The sequence below is a fragment of the Planktotalea sp. genome (genome assembly GCF_018607995.1).
Lineage (GTDB): Bacteria > Pseudomonadota > Alphaproteobacteria > Rhodobacterales > Rhodobacteraceae > Planktotalea.
The window spans coordinates 90,414-116,684 of sequence record NZ_JABBAL010000023.1 but is presented as its reverse complement, the minus strand read 5'-3'; the positions used below and the strand labels follow the sequence as shown (position 1 = coordinate 116,684).

Annotated in this window: 1 protein-coding gene; it reads left to right on the top strand. The window is 52.7% G+C overall.

Annotation, left to right across the window (positions count from 1 at the left end):
* The first annotated feature begins 62 nt into the window (after positions 1-62).
* Positions 63-26,270: an LEPR-XLL domain-containing protein gene (locus tag QZ280_RS09030; protein ID WP_293442897.1), complete on the top strand. Its 26,208-nt coding sequence runs from the start codon at positions 63-65 to the stop codon at positions 26,268-26,270.
* Position 26,271: the final 1 nt, after the last annotated feature.

Sequence of the window (26,271 nt, the reverse complement as noted above, 5' to 3'; positions counted from 1 at the left end):
CTGCGGGCTGCTCACTCCTCGGCCAGATTTTTGAGTTTGGTCAAATTAGCAGGGTTTTGATAGTGAGCAAGCATTTCTCGCGCAAAGACAGACTCAACTTGGGACGGCCGGTTGCGCCTGATCGCGAGGCTGCTTTGTTCATTGCTCCACCCAAACCGGCACAAACGCCGGACCCTAAATGGCCAGAGCGTCTTTGGCGTTGGATTGACCGTCGCGTCACCGGTGAAGGCCGTGCCTTGCCAAAACGCCAGCCGGGGATAGATGTCCTCGAGCCACGGCTTTTGCTTTCCGCTGATCCGTTGACAGCCGCCTTTGCGGTCACTGCAGATGCGGCTCTGCGTATTTCAGACGTTGAATACACGACCGACGAAGAGAACAAGAAGAAGGCCAAGGAACTGCGCGTTCAGTTGGTTCAAGGCATTGATCCATCAGGGACCAATGTTTTGGCCGAACGCCGTATTCGTGTGATCGATGATACGAAACGTGTTGTGACCGTGGACGGAAGCTTCAACCTTCAGTCCTTCATCGACGACATCAACATTAATATGGCGAGCGGTACTGCGTCTAACAAGAACACACTCGTTATAGATCAGTCGGTGATGAGCCTTGCCGAGGGACTTGAGATCAATGTCACGGGTGCGGCGCATTCGGAAATCGTTGGTCCTGAAGCCTCTGCGGGTTTGGTTTGGTCGCTTGACACAATCAATGCTTCGGGCGCGACGGGCGAATTGTCGATCATGGCACCGGCAGGCGATCAGTCAGATCCAGATGCAAATGACACCACACTTGATAACCGCGTTGTGGTTAACAACCGTCTAGGTGGCACGCGTGATCACTTCCTGACATTCTCGGGGGTTGATGATTTTGAGATGAGAGCGGACCGCGACATTGTCACGGATCGTTTTGGAACCAACGGGTCTAAATCCGAATGGAAGATGACTTGGGATGATGATGGTACAAAACTAGAGAGATTTAGCAGCGCAAATAACGCAGGCAGTCTTGCTGGTTCGCGTGCGACAGATCTGACAATCACCGGTGCAGAAGGCTTTAAATCTATGGCACCGAGCCATTTGAATTTGTCGGCCCAAACGGGTGGTCTTTCGTCCGGTGGTGTCTTGGGTGGCGGCGCGACGATTAACGCTGACGCGGGCGAGCTTCGTTTGTTCAAAGGAGATGATTTTCTGCGCCGTGATCCTCTGATTATGGATGTGCGCGGGATCACTGAATATACGGGTACACAGTACGATGATGTCGCCCGTGCCGCGCGTGGTGTGAGCATGGCGCTTCTAGGTGGAGATGACAAACTTACGGGCAACGATGATTTGCTTGATTGGAACGTCACGCAGCGTAGCACTTCTGGCGATCCCGAAGCGTCTTTAACACTAAGTTTCAACAGGTTGCAGGGTGATGGATCGGGTACCTGGGTCACTGCTGGCGCGTCTGGTGATTACACTGGAATTGATGAGATCAAAGGCAGTGATGCGGCGGACCGTTTGCATCTGAATTATGGTCGCAATGTGACGGTAAAAGTGTTTGGTGAAACCACAAGCTTGACGCCCGGTGTAACGCTTGGCAGCCGGACGCTTGAGATCACATCTAGTCCCAGCGCTGGCAATGCGTTGATTGCTAAGAGTTTTGAAGAAATATACGCTGAAACTGCGGGTATTGTAGCGCAATCCAACACGCTTGATTATTCGTCGCAGTCTGCGGACATTACAATTGACGCGTCAAAGGGCGAGGCCACGGGTCTGTCGCGCATTTCCGGTTTTACCGCATTTTTGACTGGTACGGGCGCCGACCAAGTTGTTGCGGACGGCGCGACGACATTGATCAACACGGGAACGGGCGATGACACGATTACGCTCGCGGTGGTGAATACAGCATCATCGCTTGATGTGATTGCTGGAACTGGCGCTGACAAATTGGTTGGCGAAGAGGCGGGCCGCTCCGCGAGTGATCTTCCGGTTGGCACATATTTTCGAGTTAACACGCTGGATGGAAATGGTGCTGTCGGTGTCGCAACGACGCAATTAAACGATGGTACTGGTGTTGGTGGAAGCGTGAGTTTCTCTGGCATTGCATCGATCAAAGGTTCTGGCACTACAGATGATCGCGACACACTAGATGTGCGCACCACGGCCGCTGCGAGTTGGTATGTGTCGGATGTCTTTCAAGGTACAGTCGTCAGTGGTGGCGGTACGCTGACATATGACGGCATTTATGTGGGTCGCGCGATCAATTCGAGCAATTTGACGCTGAGCTATGCAGGCGACGGCAGCGCGATCGAAGAATATGTGAAATATGTCACCACCGATCTGGGTTACACCGGCCTAAGCAAGAACGTCACGGGTCTTTACAGTTTTGAAGGTTCGGTCACAACGCTGATTGGGACACAGTATTATGATACGCTTATCGGCGATGCATCGACTGTTTCGGTGCAGGGTTTGGGCGGTGACGACCAATTGGGGATGCGCGGTGTTGCCGGGCGGACTATTGATGGTGGTGGTGGCACAGATACCCTATATTTTGATAGGGTTACGCAGGACGCGACTGTATTGAATAGTTCGCTTGTTCATGGTGCTGAAACTGCGTCTTTGGTAAGCATCGAAGGCGCTATTATCATGGCGCAGGACACGTTTGCATCGGCAGTCGCGATTACTGCCGCTGGCTATTCGGCGGGGTCCGTTATTCTGCGCGGTGGTGCTGGCGATGACACGCTAACCGGTTCCACGCGTTTGGATGATACATTCGTCTCGAGCGGAGGCTCTGACATAATCATCAGCGGCAACGTTGCGCCGCCCCCAGTTGACGGAGTGGTACAACCTGTCCCGGCTGGAGACATGTATGTCGGCTTTGATATCGCAGGCGATCGCACACTTTCTGGATCACAAGCAAGCGCGACAATTCTTAAATCAACCGGTGTTTTTGATACGCTAAGCAATATCCAAAACATCGAGCTACGCGGTGACGCGGGTGTGAACGTCTTCAACGCAAGCGCAATTACAAACATTGATGTGAAGCTCGTTGGCGGCGCGGGTGACGACCAATTGCTCGGCGGGGACGGCGATGACATTATTAGTGGTGGTCTTGGCTTTGATGTTTTTGATGGTAACGGCGGCACCGACACGCTTCTTGAATCCGGCTTTAACCAATATGAATTGGGTGCAGGGACGCTGCATCACGGGCGTAGCCTGTTGTTGGATGAGAATGAAGCCTATCCTGATACGAATCATAAGGTTGATCTAACTCTTGCGGGTGGAGCGAGTGCGGATGACAGTTTCCGTTTGATTTTGACGCAGACTGGCATGCCATCGCTCACTTCCTCCAAGATTAGCTTTGCTGCGACTGATGAAGAATTGGCCAGCTACATTGGCGGATTCCGTCAATTCTCTGGTGAGGTCTTTGATATTACCACAGTGCGTGATGGAAATGGCTTGGTTCAATCGATTTCGATTGAGTTCAAGATGTCCAAGGGCGGGCGTGATCTGGGCGTTGGCTTAAACGCGGTCTCTGATCTGTCCGGCACGTTAAGCAATCAAACGGGCGTTATCACGGTCGGTACGCGCGGTGGTGCTGCGGAAATCGTGAGCGAATTTGAAAAGGTAGACCTGACAATCGACAGTATCACAGCGGGTTGGGCGGATGTGTCAGCCTACCTTGGTGATGTAACACTAAAGGGTTCAAACCAAAGCGACATCTTTCTCGTTGGTGCGAACCACCGCGTTGATTTGGGTGCGGGCGATGATTTCCTGACCGTCACTGGTGCGGGTGTGTTTGATAATACGAGCACCTATTTGCAAGGCGGTACGGGTTATGACCGTTTGACTGCAACGGGTGCATCTTTGACGCTTGCGGATGCGAGTTTGGCCTTTGCAACTGGCACCGCGCAGCAAGTGAGCCACGGCGCGTTTGAGGATTTCCAACTTCTAGGCACCTCTGGAAACGATACCATTAATGCTAGCGGTTTGACAGGTGGCGAGCTGTCATTGGCGACGCGGATTGAAACATTGAATGGCGGTGCGGGTCTGCCTTTGGGCACCAAAGCCTCGTTGAAAGTGACCCATGGTGACGGCTCTGTTGAATATATCACGCTCTCACCCAATGCGCAGACAATTGCCGACCTGATCTCGTTTGATGACGATGGCACGGGCGATGGAGACTCCGACGGTGACGACGGCATGAGCGGGTTTAATCCGGGCAATACCGGGTCGCTCGGCCTGACCGCGCAGATCGTAAACGGTGCGTTAGAGCTGACATCGACGCGCACGGCGGGTGGTCAGAATTTGATCATCGAAGGTGTGATGGTCAACAATTCCGAAGACACGTCTTATGGTTCGACGTCCACAGAATTCTATCTGAATGAATTGATGTTGAACGCGCTTGGCCTTAAGGGTGTGACCTCAAACGGTGCGAGCATTACGCTGGGCCTTGGCGGCAATCAAAGCGTTTACATCAGTACATTTGCAGGTGTGGATGACGTTGTTGGTTCATCCGGCGATGATCTGATTGTGCTTGGTGGGGGCGGCGTAGATACTGTGAATGGTGGCGCGGGCCGCGACCATGTGATCGGTTCTGTTGCGGGCCTTGCGGGAGCCATGGTGGTGTCAACGACCGCTGGTGAGCATACGGTCACTTTGAACGCCGCAGGTGTTGATGCTGCGACTATGTTCACAGCGACAAATACTGACGTCGTAGAATTACGCGGCGATAGCAGTGCCAACAACGTAAATGCGTCCAATTTTACGGGTGATTTTGTCTACCGCAGCGGTGGCGGTGCTGATCAGATTGTTGCGGGTCTGGGCGTGGATCAGATTATCATCGATAGCGTCGCTGGTTTGGATGCCGGAGCGGTTAGCATTACCGGCACAACCAGCGCTGACAAGGTTTATCAACTTGTTGATGGTGAACTGAACGAAGCTATGGTTGACGCGATTAGCATCACGGGCGGCGCAGAGCTATCGGTTGGTGCGGACATTGTAGCCGCTGAAAAAATCACCCAAACGCGTGTGGATGATAGTAAAACAGTGTCGGTTGATATCACCTCTGACATTTCGTTTTCAGGAGCGGTGAGTTTCCGTGCTGAATGGTTGGGCATCTTCGCGACGGTTACGTCCGCGAGTAAGATTAAAATCACAGATTCCAGCTATAAGCTTGCACGCGGCGCGAGCCTTATCACGACTGACGACATCTTGATTAAGATTGATGTGGAGGATCGCAGCTGGACGTCCGGTTTTTATAACATTCAAAATTTGAATGTAGACATCAATATTGGCGGCACGGGCCCAGCTGGTGACGAAGCACTAATGCAGGCGCGTAACATCGACATGGATATTCGGGTTGGTAAATTGCCGGTCATTGTGCCGTTTGGTTCGATCCCCATGATCACCGATGTGGTCGAATCTCTTGCTCTCGTCGCCGCAACCTCGCGGGTTGTGGCGCGTGTAAATGTTGTCGCAACCATGGACAGCCGGATTGTCGCAACGGGCACTGGTGTTCATGGCAATGTTAATATTTCAGTGGTCACTGAAACTGTTGTCGCCGCTGTACCAATTGCGATACTTTTGGGTGTTGCTGTTGCAATAACCGATATCGAGCAGAACGTCGTTATCGAATCAAAACTTCAGGTTGCGGGTGATTTCGGTGCGACTTCGATGGTCGATGCGTCGAGCACAACACACATCGCCAATACCGGCCTTGGACCTGCTGCGGTATCAATCGGTGTTAACCAAGTGCATATCACGAATGATTTGTTGGTTACGCCGCAGGTGGACAGCACAGTGGGTGGCGATTTGCGCGCTACCGGGCATACGATTGAACGTATTTACAGTAATATTTCTTCGACGGTTCCCGCCAAGAAACGTGGCGCAATAGCGCTTGCTATAGAGGAAGGTGAAAACACGACAACATCGCGTGTTGCTTCTGCCGGTTTGAATGTGAGCGGCAATCTTATTGTTGAAGCGAGTTCACACAAATTGGGTGTCAACGTTAAGCGTTTGTATGCTTTACCGGTCGAATCTGTTGGTTTGAACGCGACAGCTGGTGTTGGCGCCGCTTTGGGCAATGTCGTTGATAAGGTCAAAGCTAATCTTTTTCCTTTCGGATCAGTTGGGAGCGCGGCCATTGTCAAAAAGTACAAGAGCAACCAAGCCCAAGGTAAAAAAGGTGGTTTAACCAACTGGATTGGTGAAAAAATTGTGAAAACGCCCGTGACGCCCAGTTTCCAGATCTCGGGCGCTATCGCTATTATGCATGATACCGATACAGTTCACGCGAACCTTGGTTTTGCTGATGGAATGACCAATTCTGAGCTTACTGTTGCGGGTCGTACAACGGTCGCGTCCACCGCCGCCGCGCGCCCCAAGCAGGCAGCACAAGCGATTGTGCAAAATGAAGGTGCTGCGGTTGAGCAAAATGAAGATGGCGCAACCGAGACCGAGACTGAGACTGAGGCCGGTTCGGCTCAGCCATTGGCCCCATACGGTGCGAGCATCGCGATCAACATTGGCGTCTATAACATCACAGCCTTTGCAAAAATTGAAGGCACGGTTACGCTGAATGCAGGCGATTTGGTTTCTGTGCGTGCGCGTGCGAGCAATAAGATTGATGTAGGCGGCTTGCCCGTTGTCAATTTGATCGAACCTTTCGTTGATGCGTTTTCCTCTGCAACACACAACAAAACTGATGGCCTGATTAGGGTTTTGGAAATTGGTGATACGGTTGATGCGAATGGCAATCGTTACCGCTCAAAAGCGCAGCGCAATGACGTTGATTTGGGTGCCGTGAGCGAAGATTATACGGACAGCGTTTTGTGGGAAGAAGTCACCTTCTCAGGCGAAAAGACGAAATATTATGCAACCGTATCGGAATATCTGGATGACAATTTCGGTTTCAAAGTGAATGGTTTTGATCTCTGGACGCAAAGTTATGCACGTGGTTCGACTGTCGGAATTGCCCTTGCTTATGGTCACGCTGAACTGAATTATCGATCCGATGCCAGCATCGCTGATGGGGCCACAGTTACGGTGAGACCTGTTACGGTGGGAACTGCGGCGACATCTGCACAATCGGTTGAAGTTCTCGCAGACACTAAAAACGACGTTTTGAACATTGCGGGTAATTTTGTGTTGCCGGGTCTTGGGTTTGGAAGAGCTGTAGCGGATGATAGGAATGGCAAGTGGACTGCCTTTGGTTCTCAATACAAAACCCTTCAGAAAAACATTAAGGGCACGAAATTGGCCAATATTCCCGGGCAAGAAAATGGGGAAGTGGGCAAAGCTGTTGGTGCGAGTGCTGGTGTCACATTCGCCCAATCTATTGCCCATGCCACAGTCGGGCGAGCTACGATAAACGCCTATGATTTAGAGATTAAATCAGATGCAAATTCTTTTTTGATGGGTTTGGTTGCAGGCGGTGGCAAAGGGTCTGACGCATCGATGACAGGCACGTGGAACCATGTATCGCTAACGAGCGAAGCGAGCAGCAAACTTGATAGCGGTGCCAGCCTGACTTTAGGGAACGACCTGGATCTCACAGCGCTTGATACTGTGCATATCTTCAATTTTGCTGGTGCTCTCCCGTCCTCCGAGAACGTAGCGGTCGGCCTCACTGGAAATACGGTCTACTTGACGCGCACAGCCGAAGCTTTGGTTGAAACTGCTAGCGCCTCAAGCGGAACAGAGTTTGATATCACGGGCGCAATGCAAGTTGATGCAAGGTCCAGCGGTGGAACGGTGCTGTTGGCCGCAGCGGTGTCCAGAGTAACGCAAGCCGCGCCAGTCACAGCGCCGGGCGCGGGTGGATCATCCTCCGCAAGCGCGGGCAGCGGTGCAGCGTCACCAAGTGGTGTGAGCCAAAATAGTCCCGCAAGCACAAGTGGTTATGCAGTGTCCGGATCCGCATCAGTGTTAAATGATATGGTCACAGTAACGGCCCGTGTATCTGATGTGCCAATGTTGAGAGCCGGTTCTTTGTCGGTGACGGCGGAAGATGAAGCCCTACGTATTCTTGTGTCAGGCTCTGGCGCAATTGATTCCTCTGCCAGCGGCGGTACCGGCATTGCGGGCGCGGTCACAGTGATTGACAGCACTAAGACAATCAAAGCCCTGGTCGAGACAATCATGTCGCCGATGACCATCGATCTAACGGGTTCTGCGACGATCAGTGGCGCATTGGCCATTTTGGCGCGCGACACGAGCGGATCATACAGTTTCGCGGCGGGTTTAGCGACATCCAAGGGTAGCAAGGGCATTGCGGTTTCAGGCTCCGTGGTTGTTGTTGTTGATGAAACAACCGTTGAAGCAGCGCTGAGAGGCGTGGACGGCACGACCAAGATTACCTTCGCCAAAGCTTCTGATTTGACGGTCCAAGCGATCAATGACGCATCGCGTTTGCAACTTGCTGGCGCTGTTTCTTATGGTGGCAAAGGCGGTGTTGGCATTGGTGTTGCTGTCGCGTCTTTGACCGCCATCACTGAAACGAACCTGGCCAATCTGGTTCAGACTGACGGCATTGGTGAACTCACCGCGACTGCAACGAATTCCTTGCGGGTTGATACGATTGCAGCTGGCATTGCCGCGCAAAATTCAGCGAAGCCCGGTGGTGCAGCTGGTGCGGGCATGGCCGCGATCAACGTCGTTGAAACGTCTACGGTCACTGAATTGGTAAACGTCGCTTTGGATAATGCGTCCAATCAAGGGATCATTTTAGGAGCGTTTGACACATCTTACTTCGGTGTGGGTGCTGGTGGACTTGCGATTGCGTCTGGTAAAGTGGCTGTTGGTATCGGAATTGCGATTAACACTGTTTCAAAAGCTACCAACAGTCGCGGTCAAACCCGCGGCACTGCGCTAATGATCAGTGGATCTGATCTGCGTTCGAGCACTGGTAACATAGGCTTCGCAAGCGTCACCGATCAGACCTTCGTTGCCGTTGCCATCGGTGCTGCTGCGTCGCGCAATTTAAGCCTTGCGGGCAGCGCTGCAGTGAACAAATCCACGCTTAGCACTGTGTTGTCTGTCGATGATGCATCCAATATCCACGTGAGTGGTGAAGTGACGATCGCGGCGGATGATCGTTCCGATTATTCCGCTGTGGCAGGTGCGTTGGCGATTGCGGTGCCGACCGAGGGCTTCAAAAGTGGTGCTGGAGGTGCTTCGGTTGCGATCAACTTGATTGACACGCCGGTTACAGTCGATTTTGATGGCGGGGTGACCGCGTCGGACACAACATCGATCACTGCAAATGCCGATCAAACGGTTGTCACATTGGCAATCGGTGGCGCTGGCGCTGGTGGGTTCTCGCTTGGGGGATCTGTCGCCGTGACAGAGCTGGGCGGCAATGTAGGCATCAACGTTAACCCAAGCTCTGCAAAAAACTGGTCGGTTACATCGTTGAATGCCGCAAGCAGCGATAGTTCTTCGATCACATCGATTGCTGGTGCGCTTGGCATCGGCGTTGGTTTTGGTGGCGTCGGCGTCGCTCTCGGCCTTGTCACGCAAACGCGCTCCGTAACGACGCATCTTAACGGCAGCCTCACAATCGTGGCGAGCGGCCATGTCAGCGTCAGCGCTGGTACACAGCCACCCGTTTCAGAGATCAGTAATCCATACCGGGATCAGGCCTTTGCAGGTCTACCCAATGATGCTTTTGATTCCATAGATGCATCCGGTGAATCCGTCGTTGATAAGGGCACTGAAAAGTCGGCACAGATGGTCAATATCGGAGCGGCAATTGCAGGGTCAAAGCTTGCGGCAATTGGATTTAACCTAGCAAAAACAACGATCACGCGCACAATTGATGCATCTGTGGATTCCACGGTGGCGGTCACGTTGACGTCTAATTCTACAGCTACGATTGAAGAAGCAGGCATGACTGCCGGTCTTGATGTGTCGGCGACCGACAATAGTTCGATCGTTACGGTGTCCGTTGGTGTCGCGGGTGCTGGGATAAGCGCTAGCGCGGTTGCGATTGCGGTTGGCGGATCAGTCGCGCTTTCCGAGATCGACAGTTCTGTCATTGCGCAGATCAAAGACGGATCAACGATCAATTTGCACAACCAGAGTGACCTAAATGTACGCGCAACGAACACCACAAAAATTATAGCCATTGGTCTAGGTGCTAGCGCGGCTGTCGGCGGTGCTTCTGGCGCGGGTGCGGTTGGATTTGCGGCGGGTGTGAACAAGATTACCGCGCAAACCGGTGCGATCATGGCGGGTAATGTCATCGCAAATGGTGACGACACAGGCGTGAACAACATTTTCGTCACCGCAGATAATAGCGCCAACATAGTGTCTGTTTCTGTAGCCGCCGCTGTTGCTGCAACGAGTGGCACGATTGGATTTTCTGGAGGTGGTGCCGGGTCTGGCAACTACATTAGCGGCGGAACCTACGCGCTGGTTCAAAACGCTGTTGTGACTGGCGGCGATGCAATGACGGTTCAGTCTGAATCATCCGCCACTATCAACACCGTTGTTGTAGGTGTCGCAGTTGCCGTTGCGCTAAGTGATAAGGGCGCGGCCTTCTCTGTGGGTGTGGCCATTGCGGTTAACGAAACAACGGGCATGAGTGGCCTGCCAAGTGGTGTCCCTGCGGGTAGCGGATTTGCTGTCGTTTCGCGGGTTATCGACAGCGATGTCACTTTGAATGGTGCTTTGAGAGTAACGGCGCTTTCGACGCAGCGTATTCGTGCGGATGTTATTGCACTTTCCGTGGCTGTCGCTGGCACAGGCGGATTTGGTTTGTCAGCGGCGGGCGCGGGTTCGTCTGCTACGAACAACGGATCATCCAATGTTCTGGCCGAGATCAAAGGCAGCTCAACAGCGCATAGAACCCATGCAAATGGTATTACTGTCAAAGCAGTGAACTTGTCTGATCTATACGCAGGCGTTGGCAGCGCGGGCGTTGCGGTGTCGATAGCCGGATCGACGGCGGTCGCATTGTCGGTCACTGTTGCACTTGCTCGCAACACTATTAACGCACAGACAGATGCGCGCATCACTGGATTTAGTGGCGCTGGCATGTTTAGCGCGATGGCGGGTGAGCTGAAGGTTCAAGCGTTGACGTCTGAATCTGGTAGTAAGCTGAACATCAGATCGATTTCCGTTGCAGCCTCTTTATCTATCGCTGGTGGCTCTTCGTTGGGCTTCGCGATTGCAGGCGCTGGCGCAGATGCGCGCAATGTAATCACTGGTGATACGATTGCAGAAATTAGCAATATGAACGCTGGCACTGCTGGATCACTGACGCTTACTGCACTGAACGAGACCAATATTGATGCGACGGTTGCAGCGGTTGCTGTTGCGGGTGCTGCGGGCAATGGTGCGGGCGCTGCGTCGATTGGTGGCGTTTATGTGTCTAACCGGATTGGCGCAGAGGATAACAAATTTACCACCCGTGCGTCGATGACGAATGCGAAATTCACGATCACCGGGGCTGCGGTTATCTCTGCCACGAACTCCGCACGTATCATTGCGGCGGGTGGCGCGGGATCGGCAGCAGTTGCGGCATCGCTTACTTTGTCTGTCGCACTTTCTGGTGCGGGCGCGGGTGTTTATAACGAGGTCTATTCAGAGACCATTGCGGAACTTACGCGCACATCTGCAATGACTGATCGCTCGACCCTGTTGCAGGTTGGGAGCCTGTCGGTCACCACTTCTGAAACGTCTTATGTCAGCGCGCATGCAGTTGGCGCGGCGGTTGCAGCGGCGGTTGGTCTTTACACGGGTGTTGCGATTTCTATCGGCGTCGCGATAGCTGAAAACTATGTTGACGCGATTGCCAAGGCGCAGATTTCCGATGATCTAGCAGCGGCTGTTAATTCGCCGATGGTTATTGCAGGCAGCACGAATGCGGGTTCGATCACTGTACAATCCACGAGCACAACAACTGCGAAAGCTACCGCGACGGCAGCCTCTGTCGCACTTTCTGGCGGAATTCTCGGCGGCTATGCACTGTCCGGCGCGGGCGCTACAAGTGAAAATTTGATCTATGTCGATACCAAAGCGATCGGCACAAATGCGCGCTTGAAGACGGTGGGCATAGTTGATTCAGATCTAAGAAACGGCACGATCAAATTTGAAGCGGTGAGCAACACCACATCAGAATCTAAGGTCGTTGCGGCCGCCGTCGCTGCTTCCGCTGGCCTTGTTGCGGGCGCAGGTTCGATTGGTGTGAGCCTTGCCTCCAGTAAAATCGGTCGGGATAGTGCTTTGAATGAAGCGAACCGAGATGCGAATGAAGCGAACGGAAATGCGGATCTGCCCATCCGTGAGCATGCAACACGGGTTATTGTGTCGGGCAGCCATTTTGATGCTGTTAGTGATATTGTTCTGACCTCCAATGCGACCGAGTCTCAAAAAGTGTCCGTCACTGCGGCCTCTGTTGCGATTGCGATTGGCATGGGCACTGCTGGTGCGGCTGCGGGCCTTGACGTGATTATTGAAAATCATTCTCTTGTTGAGGCAATTTCGAACAACACTTCAATGAAAGCTGCGGGTTCAATCACGGTTGAATCGGATTCCAACACCGAAATCACCGACTTTGGAGACAACACCATGGTTGGAACTGCTACTGCGGTAAGTGGCACTGCGGTTGCGATCAGTGTGAGTCTTCTGACAGTAAAGGTCGCTAACACATCCCACGCAGATATCCTGTCAGACGAGGACAATGCCGTAAGTGTAGAAGCGGGTGGTGACATTCTTGTTGATGCAAAATCACTGACTGAACTGACCGATTTGAACGGGGTGGGCGTGACCCTTGCAGGTGGCTCATATGCGGCTGCGGGTGGTGGTCTTGATATCACCTTGCTGGCTGGCAATGATGTGCGCGCACAGATTGATCTTGGCAATCGCGCGCGGACTGTGAAAGCGGCTGGTTCTATCACGGTGAACGCCTTTGAAGATGTCGACATGTCTTCCAATATTGCGAACGTTTCCATCGCTGCGGCCCCCATTGGTCTTGCTGTTGGTGCGGCCACAATGCTGAGCCGTCATACATCGCGTGTTGAATCCCGGATTGGTCAAGCGACTGTGTCAGGTGAGAGCGTTTTGGTGAATGCATACGGTGATCTCGATATCACACGAACTCAAGGCACAGGCATCACTGTCGGTGCGATTGCAGTTGTTGTGAACGTCTCCAACGCGGAAGCGCGCGGTTTGGTAAAAGCAGAAGTCAACGATGCAGTTGTCACGGCGTCGGATGCTGTGGAAGTGAAAGCGCGCTACGATGCGCTTGTGCGCGCTGCGACCTTTGGGGTCTCAGCGGGCCTTGGCGCGGTTGGTGCGATGAACGCGTCAACGCAAGCGGGTTTGGGTCAGGATGGCGATGCGCACGTGAATATTTCGGGCGCATCCGAGTTGAAAGGGGATCGCGTCAACGTCTCCGCTGAAGTGAACTCTGATCTCTTCACGGCGACAACAGTTGGTGGTGGCGGTGGTTTTGCCGGTGTTGGTGCTGTGAGTAGAGTGGACGACGATACGACATCGCTTATCTCGGTTGGTGCAGGCACAAAAGTATTGGCGACTTCGGTGAACATTGGCGCAAGCGCGGATCGTTCTACGGATGGTACTGCGGATGCGTATGCTTATGCGGTTGCCTCGGGCGCAGGTGCGGCGCTGTATGTGAATGCGTTGGGCGATGCGCGAGTAGAGTTTGCGAAGTCCACAGATGCGGAAAAGACGACCATTGTTGGCCGCTCTATTCAAATCGACAGCTACAACCAGACCTACAAAGAGCACATCATCTCAAGCACGCCGTCATCCTCCTCATCGTTTGGCTTGGCGCTTGCGGATCGCAACGTGTCCAGTGGTTCTGCATCCTTTTTTGGTTTGTCGATCCTCGGTAGTGTGACACAACTGGGCAACAATTCTAACAAGTCAAATTCACTGGTTGATATCGGCGATGCGCGGGTCTCTGGCGTGGGTTCATTTGTGAACCCGAGTATCGTTAACATTCGAGCGCTTTCTAATCACTCTGCGGCGGATTCTGTAGAAGTGAATGCTATTGGTGGTTTGGCTGGACTGGCTGTAGCCACGTCCGAAGTTGATATCGATGCCGATACTCGAGTGAAGATGAGTGGCGCAATAGTCGACAACCAAAACGGCAATGTTTTTGTTGAGACACGCGCAAATATTCGCAATACGTCTGATACGGCTGCGTTCCAGACAGGCTATTTGTCTGCGAACCTGGGTGTGGATTCCAAATCGCTGACGGATTCCAACACGCAGGTAGATGTTGAAAATTCCACGATTACGGGCGCAAAAGTCGAAGTGAACGCGGGCAAGGCCAACTTTACGGTTAACTCATTGGTGTCACGTGCAGATGCGAACGGTAGTTTGGTCTCTGCGGGCGTGTCAATCGGTGTCGCCTTGATCGAGAACTCACCGCGCCTGACGTCTTCCGTTAATGTGTCGGGCAATTCACAGCTGCTGTCCGCGGGCAATCTATATGTCTCTGCGGAAAGCGGTTTGAAGCAGTATTCCAGCGATGGTTTGGTCGTCGCGGTCGCCGTGCCGCCTTATGGCTACAGCGTCAGTAATTCCGGTAGTGCAAGCGAATCTGCGACCGTAAACATTGACCCATCAGCGCAATTGCGTGCGGGTGTGAATTACCGGACCGTTTACGAAGTCGCTTACGCCGCTGATTTCCTGGTCGGTCCATGGGCAGAGGCCTTGGATGGTCTTGCCGCTGGTCAGAGTGAACGCGATATGACGACGGCTGAAAAAGCGCGTTATAATTTGAATGCGTCACAGGATTACAAGATCGGTTTCTGGGACACAAACTCCCTCGCGGTGGACATGTATAACCGTGATATCGTGCGGGTTGATGCGGCGAACGAAGACACCATCGCGGGTGGCCAAGCCGGTCATCACTATCAGTTTGTGGGTAACCCATCGAATGTCGCTATGTCGATCAACCTGACGACAACGAACTACGATGACACGTCGCTTTGGCGTCATATTGGAACGAGCGTAAATCAAGTAACGCAGGATCCGTTTGTTTTTGGTTCAAACGATGCTGCGTTCATTCGCAGTGCCTTGGTGGACCAGATCGTTGTGGTGCGCCCGACCGGTATCAAATCGCCAGAAATCAGTGTTGGCCAGGTTTCATCGCTGTTGTCTTCGCAGTACGAACAAGTACGATCCCTGATCGCAGCGCAGGACACGAACCCTGAAATGTTGGTGCGATATTATGCGCAGCTTGACCAGATCGCACGTCAAATGACCGATCTGGGTCTAACGCCACCGGATCGCACCAATCCAACAGGCGGTGTTTTGCAAGATACGCTTGAAACACTATTCATCGAGATGCCCGATATCGTTGCGGCACCTGGGTCGATCTACATCAACTCACCTGGTCGCGCGCCCGCGAACTTCAACTCGCTGACACTTGGGGCCAACCCCACGATGAAAGCGCATACGGATGTCACCATCGACATCAAGTCTGATCTGTTTATTCAGATGCGCTTGGGCGATGTGATTATCAATTCATCCAAAGTTGCGCGGATCAGTGAAGCAACAGGCGATTACCGTGAATTCTATCCGGGCAACATTTATGTCAACGATGTTGTTGTAGGGACGGAAAGCACAAACAGTGATCCTGCTCAGATCGATATTCTGATCGATGTGCGCCAGCGCTCGCATTATCAGTATCTCAACAACATTCAGGCTTATTTTGATACGCTTAATGCGAGCATTTCTGATCCTGCGTTGCATCGCAGTGTCCCAAATTTGAAGCCTGATCTTTATGTTCTGGGTTCCATCATCAATGACCTAGGTGCCGTAAACCTATCTAACGTAAGCGCTGCGATCCGTGTTAGTGGTCAAATTTTAGCCAGACAGGTCAATATTGCCTCTGGCGGTGATTTTACGGTCTCGACGGATTGGTATCACGCGGGTGCAAACCCACGCACATATGATGGCTTGTCCAACTTCGTGTCGGGTGTTGAAGGCGGTAGTAGTGAGCCGGGCACGACAACGCAGAAGTATCTGCAAAACACAAATTCGAATGATGCTGCTGCGCTTGCCACCCTGAACGCGTCTCGTTTCGATACTACAAGATCTGCGGTTATCGCGAATGGCATCGTGTCGATCATTGCGACCTACGTGAACGTGAACGGCTTGATCCAAAGTGGGCAGCTTGAGGCATCAGTGTCGATTGCGTCTACGTTCAATCCGCCTAATTACACCACATCGCTTATCAGTAGCTCTAAAACCGGCATTGCTGGAATTACATTCGGCAGCGTGAACGGCACGCAATTGCCTGTGCGCGGACGTTGGGATAACACAGAGAAAGCCATCATCCTAGATGAAATGGATTTCTCGGGGGGCCGGATTGAGATCACCGGCAAGGTCTTTTCAACAGGCGCGGGACGTCTGCATGTGGCTTCTGGCTACGCCAATGTGTCGATCCGCAACCATTCTAATTACAAGCTGATCGTCAATGGCATCGATGCCAGCCGTGAGCGGATTGGTGTGATCCAGATCACCGACACGCAAAATCGCCCGAACGGCGGAATTGCGCACCGTGTGAAATATGAACAAAACGGCAATCAAACGGATGTCACGGTCTCTAAGGCAGATCTGATTGTTGCGGGCGACCCAAGCTCCGGTCTAAGGTTTAATGTCGTGAGCGAGCACACGGTAAACAGTCTGACCAGCAGCTACACGCCGCAGCAAAATCTGTTTTACACATACACCGAAGGTAAATCGTCGATCGTTCAGATTATCGATACTAAATATGTGAAATCATTCAATATTTTCTTCAATTTTCCTGCTGGCGCTGGTAGCGATTACAGCTACAATGAAGAAAGTTTAAGCGAGGCACCCATCCTCGAGGGTGAAGATGTCATCACCCAGACTGACCTGAGCGCTTTGGGCGGTTCCCAGCCAGGCAATTGGGCGGAGACAGAAGTTTATGCGCGTTTCCGTAATGTTTTGGATACGCAAATTGAATTGCAGTCAACGAACCTTGTCCGCAACGTCGCAACAGGTGCATATTTTGAATATACGGATACTTCGGCTGATCTGAAGGTTCTTTTGGCTGATCTGTTCGATTCTGGAAACAACCTTAAATCCGAGTATTCTTCGCAGTTTGCGACGCCATCGACACAGCCAACCTTTACTGAAAACAACCGTGATCTTGGCCAGTACTTGTCCGATTACAAAAACCGCAGCGAAACCTTCCGTCAGTGGACCACTGGTGGAGGCTACATGAAGAAAAAGACGGTTTGGCGCGAAACGACGACTGTGGAAGGGCGTAAGCGTTACTGGGATGTTGGTCTGCGTGCGGATTACCCTGTCGAGGTTAAGTTCCTGCGCAATACAAATGAGCCAACGATCACAATTGAGAGTAAAGGCGCATTGCATTTGGCTGGGGATATTCGCTCGTCTAACACGGGTAGGGTCTTTATCAACTCTGCTGTGAACGGTCTTAACGGAGGCAATGTGACGTCCGGCGAGAAGGTGACCGTTATCGGTGAATTGCAAGCGATGAACCTGCGCGGTGATGTAGACCTGAACCTGGTCAACAACGTCGGCACCTCGGGTGTTGTGGCGCGTGTGATTGATATCACAACGCCTGGCGACATCCGCGTTGGGGTCGGGTCTAGCACTAACAATGATGGCAGAGTGATTGTCAGAAACGCAGTATCCACGAGTGGTGGCAACGTCTATATTAGCGCTGCGCAGGGCATCACACTTGAAAATAGCAACTCACTGATAAAGGGTGATCGCGTAGAGCTTCAATCAAGTATGGGCAGCGTCGGTAACGCGGACCAAGCGATCCGCATTGATACCAACCATAATAATGTGAATGGTGGTTTCTCTGGCGCGGCGCAATCTGATCTTTATGTTACTGAAATTTCTGGTGATTTACATCTGGTGAAGCCAACTGAGATCAAGACTAATTTCGTACGTACATCTGATGCTGGTCCGATTTCTGTCGGTACGATCACAGGCGAAACGGTTCTTTCGACCATTTCCGGTTCGATTTATGACTACAACTTCGAAGATGATACTGCTCTGACCAATGCCCGCATGAGCGCGTATTTAGCGAAGATGGGTTTGAATGACGGCACGCGCACAATTGTGGGTGCGCAGCTCGATAATAAAATTCGCGCGGAATACGATCTGACGTTGGAATACTGGGACCTAATTCGTCTTCCAACTGCCGAGAGTGGTGTGTACGATAAGGGTCCAAGCAATTCGGATCTAACAACGCTGGCTGGTTTCCAACAACAGGTTGCAGCACGTGTCGCCACAGGCACTGCGCAAAACGTAGCCGAAGCAGAGACCACAGCGCGGTTCGGAGCGGTTCACGCTCAGAACTTTGATCGCCCGCTTACTGATACAATTCTCTATCAGCAATATTACGCGGTCATTTACAACTCTGACGAAACGGTCACATTGTCTGCAATGTCGACTTTCATAGCGGAAGTGGAACGTCAGGTTCGCAACGATCTTGCCGGACGTATGGAAGTACAGTTTGGTATGATCCATGAAGAGCTTGCCCGTCGCGATGTGGGGGATACAAGTGCGGTTCGCACGTATATCCAAACGGTGCATAACGTTTTCAGCGATCCAACAGAACGTCCCGAATTGTCAACTGCTAATGAAGAAAGCTTTGGCAAATTGCATGATGTCATGTGGAACTTCGATCACACGGCCTTGGTGAACTACATCGATGTGGTGCGTGCTGGTGAGCAGTCTGCATTGGCCAATGCTGATCAACGTCCTTTGGCGCTGATGGAAGCGCAAAAAGCATTGATGGCTTCGATTGCAGACAGTGATTTTGATCCACTGCTGGCCAATATTGACACGGATGCAAGCACGGCTGGCATTCAGGCGTATAATGGCGCGGCCAAAAAGGCGGCGATCGAAGCGGACCTGACCTATAAGTTCGAAGTGCTTCACGAAGCAAACAAAGATCGCGCGATGGAAAGCAGCTACGTCACTTCCTTGTTCCTTGAGGGACAGGCACGGATCGATGCGATTGATGCCCAAATGGCCAAGCAAAGCAACGTGAATGCGGCGCTTAGCTCTGGCGTGGCGAAAGAGTTGTATCCGTTGATCGATCTGACCATCGTTGCGGGCGGCGCGGGTCCTGCGGGTGAAAACGCGAATATCATCGCGCCAGTTGTGAAACTTTACGCGAATGGAACGGGCAGCGAGCAGGGTAAAGTCGGAACGTTGACTGCGCCTGTTGATCTTGATTTCACGCTTGAGTTGGATTCGACCAAGCCTGGCCTGACGGCTACTCAGCAGCAAACAATTCTAGAGCAGCAAAACCTGCGTCGTGCGCTGCAAACGCAAGATATCGTTGATATCGTTTATCAAATTTACAAGCGCACAGGAGGCGGCGACGCGATTATGACCGCGCAGCCTGACACTGAAAGCTTGAAGGCCGACGCAAACTGGAGCGCGATCAACACGAAATTCGTTGAGCGATCTTCCGGTGCTTCAGTGAATGTCGCAACGGGCGAAGCTCTTGTGGTTTGGGGTGTTTGGCCTGTCGCTGGGCAATCCGAGCCTGTTTATAGCTACCGCGTATTCGAGCGCATCGGCGCGACGGCAAATATCGTGACTAACACTGTGAACTGGGACATTCTTCCAGCATTGCAGTGGTCCGAAATCGAAGACAGCGACACCAAATCCTTCGCAAATGTGCCAACAGGTGCATCGCTCACGGTGGCACAAGGCGATACTATGATTGACCTTTGGTCCGTGCTTCGCGTCTCCGCCCAGCCATTTGCAGATGTAAATCTGCGTGCTGTCGATGCCACTGCGGGTCTCACGCTTGATCTAAGGTCTGACGGCTTGGCTGGTGTTGGCCATGACGGCGCGACTTTGAATGTTGTACGCGCTGAGGCGGGTGGCTTCCTTCGCGTGGTCACAACCGGCGATCTCCATGATGTGTCTTCAAACGCAACCGCGGCGGTGGCGCGTGATTACATCAGCTTGATCGCAGATGGTGATATCGGAACAACGTCCCAGCACTTCGGTGTGAATGTTTCTGAGGGTTCTGTTTTGTTGCTGCAAAGTGGTGGCAACTCTTACGTTGCGCAAAGAGGCGGCTCTTTGATTGTCGAAAAGGCGCTGACGGGCGGTAGCTTTACCTTGACCACGCCAAGCAGCTTGCAAATTGGCGAGATCGAAGTGCTCGGCACCTTCTCCCTCAGTGCGGGAGGATCTATCACCGATCGTTCCCCTGACGATGCGGATCCATTTGTTGATATTAAAGCGGCGTCTTTGGTGTTGGATGTTACGGGTAGCCTTGGTGTTGCGGGCAACAACATTGAAATCGACGTTACGGGCGGTGTGTCCGGTACAGTCGCGACGAATGCGTATTTGCAAGACTTTGATCTGTTCCGGGTCGATAGCGATCTGACAATCGGTGGCATTGCAAATTTTGACGTGCAAAACACGTTAACCACTGACGCAGATGCGACGCTGAATGCGGGCACGCTGACGCTTAATTCGCGAGCGGGTAACATCGGTACATCGACGCAATCGTTTGACGTTAATATCACTGGCGTGTCCGGCAGCGTGACGGGCACCGCGATTTCTGACATTTGGATGTCATCAGACACGAATGTTCCGGTGACGCTGTTGCGCGCTGTGAACATTATTGCGACGAATTTTAAAGCCGCATTGTTGAATGCGCGCAGCGATAGCAATGCCAACATCGACACCAGAGACGCCCAGCTTTTGGCCGCGTCCATCGGTCTGTCCTCAAAAGCCTTGCGCACGAAGGTCGAGAATATTTCCTTTAAGACCACTGCGGGCACATGGTTGACCGAGCAAGACGATCTGACGATGTCGAACGTGCGCTACAACGGCTACGCGGCCGAAGCGACAGGTCCGGTTGTGCTGACTTCAATCGGTGATCTTTCACTTACCGAGACGGTTCGGGTGACGGGTCAATCTGAAGTCACTGCGCAAAACATCACTGTGACGGGCGGCGATTGGGGCTCCCTTGGTGGCGACACCACGTTTAGAGCGATTGACGCTCTCACCTTTGACGGCAATTCCGGTGGTACTACAAGCCAAGGCAATGTGCTGCTATATGCGGGTGACCAAATTGTCTTTGGCGCGGGCACGACAACCCAATCTGACCAAACGCTTACAATTGGCGTGGATTTGGTTGGTCAAACGTCAGAAGCCGTGGATGCGGCGGGCGGTATCGTGACCTTGAACGGGTCTTGGAATGCCAGCGACATCAATCTGATAACAGGTGCCGATAAGGACACAGTGACCCTGACGCCAGAGCGCATTGATGGAAACGTCCATGTCATGCTTGGCGCGGATGAAGATAACTTCACGATCAATGAGCTGAACACGCGCAACGCCGCGCATAGCTTCTTGATTGATGGTCAAGGTGCTGCGGACGAATATGTGGTGAACCGCAATCAATCTGCTGCCAACTATGTGCTGACCTTCCAAGACACAGGCGCGCGTGATGATGGCGCGGACTTCCTCACGATCAATGGTCGTGGCGCAGGGGTCCTGGCGTCCGCTGATCCTGCTACGCAATCAGCCCCCTTGACGAGCGATAAAGACGTGGTTCTTGTGCGCAAATCCTTCATCGCTTTGATGAATGAAACAGCGCCGGGCACATTCGCGCAGGGTTATGAGCGGATCAATTACGGTTCTGACATGAATGGTCGTGTGCGCGTCAACGGTTTTGCGGGCGAAGATGCGTTCTATTCAGACGACACGTCCACGATGATCACGCTTGATGGTGGTCTGCACAATGACACGTTCCAGATCGGACAATTGTTCGGCTCTGCGCGTGTTGCACCAAATGTTGCGGCGGGGGATGAGATCGAAACCAACGAAACCACACAGGGTTTCTTGTCGGTCGGTAACTCTATGCCGATGCTGGTGTATGGCGGTCTGGGCGAAGATGTCTTTAACGTCTTCTCAAACAAGGCGCTGACCAAGCTCTTTGGCGAAGACGGCAACGATATGTTTGTTGTGCGAGCGTTCGTTCTGAAATCTGACAAAACCAAAACGGCAGGTGCGGGCGATACCGAGCTGTTTGGTGGCGCGGGTGATGACAGTATTCTTTATAACCTCAACGCGCCTTTGAAGATCGATGGTGGCGCAGGTGTCGATAAGATCATCGTCTTGGGCACAGAAGAAAACGACAGCTTCTTGCTGACGGATCAGGGCATCTACGGTTCGGGTCTGAACATTAGTTTTGAGGGCCTTGAATTGGCTGAAGTTGATGCTTTGGAGGGCGACGATACCTTCTACGTTCTTTCCACATCTCCGAAGATTGCGACGACGATTATTGGTGGTATGGGCAGCGATACCATCAACATTGGTGGCGATGTAACAACCGATATCGTGTCTTTGGAAGTCGAGGGCACATCGTCCTTCGTGAACCATTCAGTTCTGTCTGAAGACCCGGCGTTTAACGAGATTTTCGTAAGTGGCGTCAACTTGAACCTTGCGGACGCATCGCGTGGTTTGGTCGAAATTCGCGATACGGGTCTGACGCTTCTCGAAGGGGGCGCAGAAGCCTTCTACGAAGTGCGTTTGACGTCAAGCATTACGACGGCGGCATATCTTACAGCGTCTGCGGCGCGTTCTTCTACGCAAGATCGCCAGACACGCACTGAAGGCTCACGCAAAGCGGAAAGCTTGCTGATCTCGAAGACCTCCGGTGGCGCGCAAGCCTCTGCGCAGGTGCTTAGCTTTACGGCGGCAGATTTCGCGGCGGGTGCAACGACCAGCGTGTGGAAGCGTGTTTATGTTCAGGCACCAGACGATGATGCATTCGAGGGTTTGCGCACAGTCGTGCTAAGCCATTCACTGCTTTCTGATGCGGCTGCGGTTCAAAATGTGCTGGTTGGCAATATCGAAATCGCGGTTCAGGACGACGACAAAGCGGATGTTCTGGTGGCTGGCAATATCACTCAGTTGGAAGTTGTCGAAGGCGGCAGCGCTGTTACGGTTGATCTGGTTCTTTCGCGTGAACCAGTAGCGGGCGAAATTGTGACTGTGACGCCATCGTTGTCGAAAGATGGTGATTTCACTTACAACCAAGCGAGCTTCACGTTTGATGCGAGCAATTGGAATGTGCCGCAGCAGCTTATCCTTACGGCCTTCGACGATACGTTGGACGAGAACCGTGAACGTGAGACTATAAAGTTGAGCGTGACGTCCAACCAAGCGGGCAGCGAGTTCTCTAGTGCAATTCCTGTTGAGATCGATATCGCGGTTGTGGATAATGACAAAGGTTCTGTGATTGTTACCGAAACCAACGGTGACACAATCGTTAGCGAAGGTGCTAGCGACACCTATGAATTGGTCCTGTCCAAAGCACCGACCCATGATGTGACGGTGTCGGTTCTGACTGATGGTCAAACCACCGCGAGCAGCACAGATCTGCGTTGGAACGCCGACGATAAGACGATTACGTTCAATGCGGTGAACTGGAACACAAAAGCTGTGGTTGAGCTGACATTGGCAGCAATCGTGCAGACCGGTCAGCCAACGATTAACCCGGGCCTTCAGCCGCAAGTCGTTTCGGCAATTCGCGGACCGCTTTATGTTTATGGTGGCACTGGCCCCGGTGCGAATCGAACAGTTAACCAAGGTGTTTCTCTACCAACAGAAACAGATGTGGCATTGTCTTTCATCGCTAATCCTGTGGACGAAACCCTCAAGACGGACCGTTTGTTCTTCTACAATGCGGGCTCGTCCGCGGTGCAATCGGGCGTTTTGACCGAAACCAGCATCACCGGTTTTGACATGGCTCCAACGCCCTTGATTTTAAATGTTGGCACACCTGCGGCGCCGCAATTTAGCACGTTTGATGCCGGCATAACCTATGAAGGTCTTGAAATCGTCGAACTGATGCTTGGTCAAAATGATGATACACTCGACATTCATTCAACGGCGTCTGGCGCAATTACGGTTGTGCATGGCGGCGGCGGTTCAGACACGCTTCGTGTGACTGGCGCGGCTGGCACTGCGGATGCGGGCGGCGAAGATCGTGCGTTGATCTTGCTTGGTGACACCACGCAAGACGGTCAGCGTTATGATTTCCGTTCAACCAATACACCCAACGGCAATGCGCGCGTCTTCGCGGCAAACAAACACGGCAATGATGTTATTGATGCGACTGGCGCAAAGCAGGGAGTCATCATTTACGGTGGACGTGGTAATGACTCGATCACGGGCTCGGTTGGCGATGATAATTTACTTGGTGGTTCTGGCGATGATACGATCCATGCGCTTGGCGGACGTGACCATATTTACGGCGATAACGGTCTTCGCATTGATCTCTCTGTACGCAATTCGCTTCAGCCACAATTGGTGACAATTGTGCGCTCGCAAGTGCTTGGGGCGGAGTATTATGATACACAGACTGGCGACCCGCTTGCGGCCGCTGGCAACGATGTGATCACTGCAACGGGCGACAATATAATTCTTTCCGACTTTGGCGTTATCCAGCAATTGGCTGGCACCAACCGAGCGTTCAACACAGGCGCCGTTGTGCAGGTCCGGTCTGATCGCGTTGATGAAGGCGATAACGACAATATCACCACAGGTCTTGGCAAAGACTGGATCATTGCGGGCATTGGTCGCGATGAAGTGCGCGCAAGCGGTGGCAACAATGCCATCTTCGGCGATCACGGTGTGCTCGACATCTTCGCGGCGACATATCCTTTGAAAGCAGACACAGCGCTTACGCTGCCAAACCTTGGTGGCGACGATACAATTGTCAGCGGCGACGGCGATGATTGGGTCCTTGGCGGCGGGGGCAGTGATCAGATCACTGATGGCACCGGCAAAGCGACGATCATTGGCGATCTTGGAACGATCACCGCAAATGCGATGCACCATCTTGTTTCGGTTGCGACAAAAGATACGGGCATTGGCGGGGCAGATGCGATTACTAAAACCGATGGCGACGCGATTGTTCTTGCTGGTGCCGGCGATGACACAGTGACGACTGGCGCGGGCAATAGCGTATTGCTGGGTGATTTCGGCTCTGTTGTGACCGATGGTGCGGGCATCATTCGTTCCATCACCAGCGCGGATACCTCGCTTGGCGGCGATGATACGATCAGCGCAGGCGCAGGCGGCGCGTCGGTCTTTGGTGGATTTGGATCAGACAACATCACAACTGGAGACGGCGATGATGCAATCCTTGGTGATGTGGGCACGTTGACCTTCGTTGACGGCATTCGCTCCAAACTGGTCGGTACAATTGAAACACCAAGCTACGGGGCAGGGGATACGATCTTGACCAATGGTGGTGAAGATTGGGTCATCGGCGGAGCCGCGGCAGATACGATCACCAACATCTCTGGTGCATCTGCGGCACTTGGAGATGCGGGCGTCATTACGGCGGATGCGGCAGGGCGATACATCAATGTCGTCTCAACGCAACCGGATGATGGCGGCAATGACATCATTACAGGTGGTAGCGATAGCGACTTTATCTTTGGTGGCGCCGGGTCCGATCTTCTGGATGGCGGTCGCTCTAACGATATGATCGCGGCTGATGGTGGCTTGATGAGCCGCGATACAGACAAGCTCGGGCGTGAACGTCACACCTTTGAAACCATCGATTTCTTCTCTGGCGATGCTGACACATTAATCGGTGGTCACGGACAAGATGTAATGTTCGGTGGTCACGGTGGGGACAAGTTCCAGCTGAACCTCGCTGATGATATCGTTGCGGGTGAATATGCGCGTGTGCGGATTGTTGACTTTGCAAGCGGTAGGAACCTTGTGACCAGCTTCCTTTCAATGGCACCGCGTGGTACTGACCTTCTGGTTCAAACGATGCTTGGCCTAGAAAACCAGACACGCGTGCCGGTTCGTGCAAAGACGCTGCCTGCGATGGATGTGGTCGATAATGGGTTAAAAGTGACCGAACTTAGCCTACGCCCTGATGATCGCGCTGATTTATTTTTGGTGACGGACGGTGCGCTTCTTGGTGCGAATGTTCAAATTGGTACGAAGGTTCAGATCGACGCTGATCCGGGCAGTATTCCTGGCCTTGCTGGGTTCTCATATCTGGCAACGCCAAATCTGTTGTCAGATGAATTGCCTAGCTTACTTGAGGACAAAACCCTGCCAGAAACAGACGCAGTGCCGGCACCGGAAGCAACGACGCTATTTAACCTTCAACAAAACGAGCAAGGTGATCCAGAGGCAGTCGAAGTTGCTGCACTTGAGCAGGCAGCTGTGTCAGAAAAATCGGGCGCGTGGAAGTTCCTTGGATGGGCGTTGTCAAAGTATGATGCCTGAT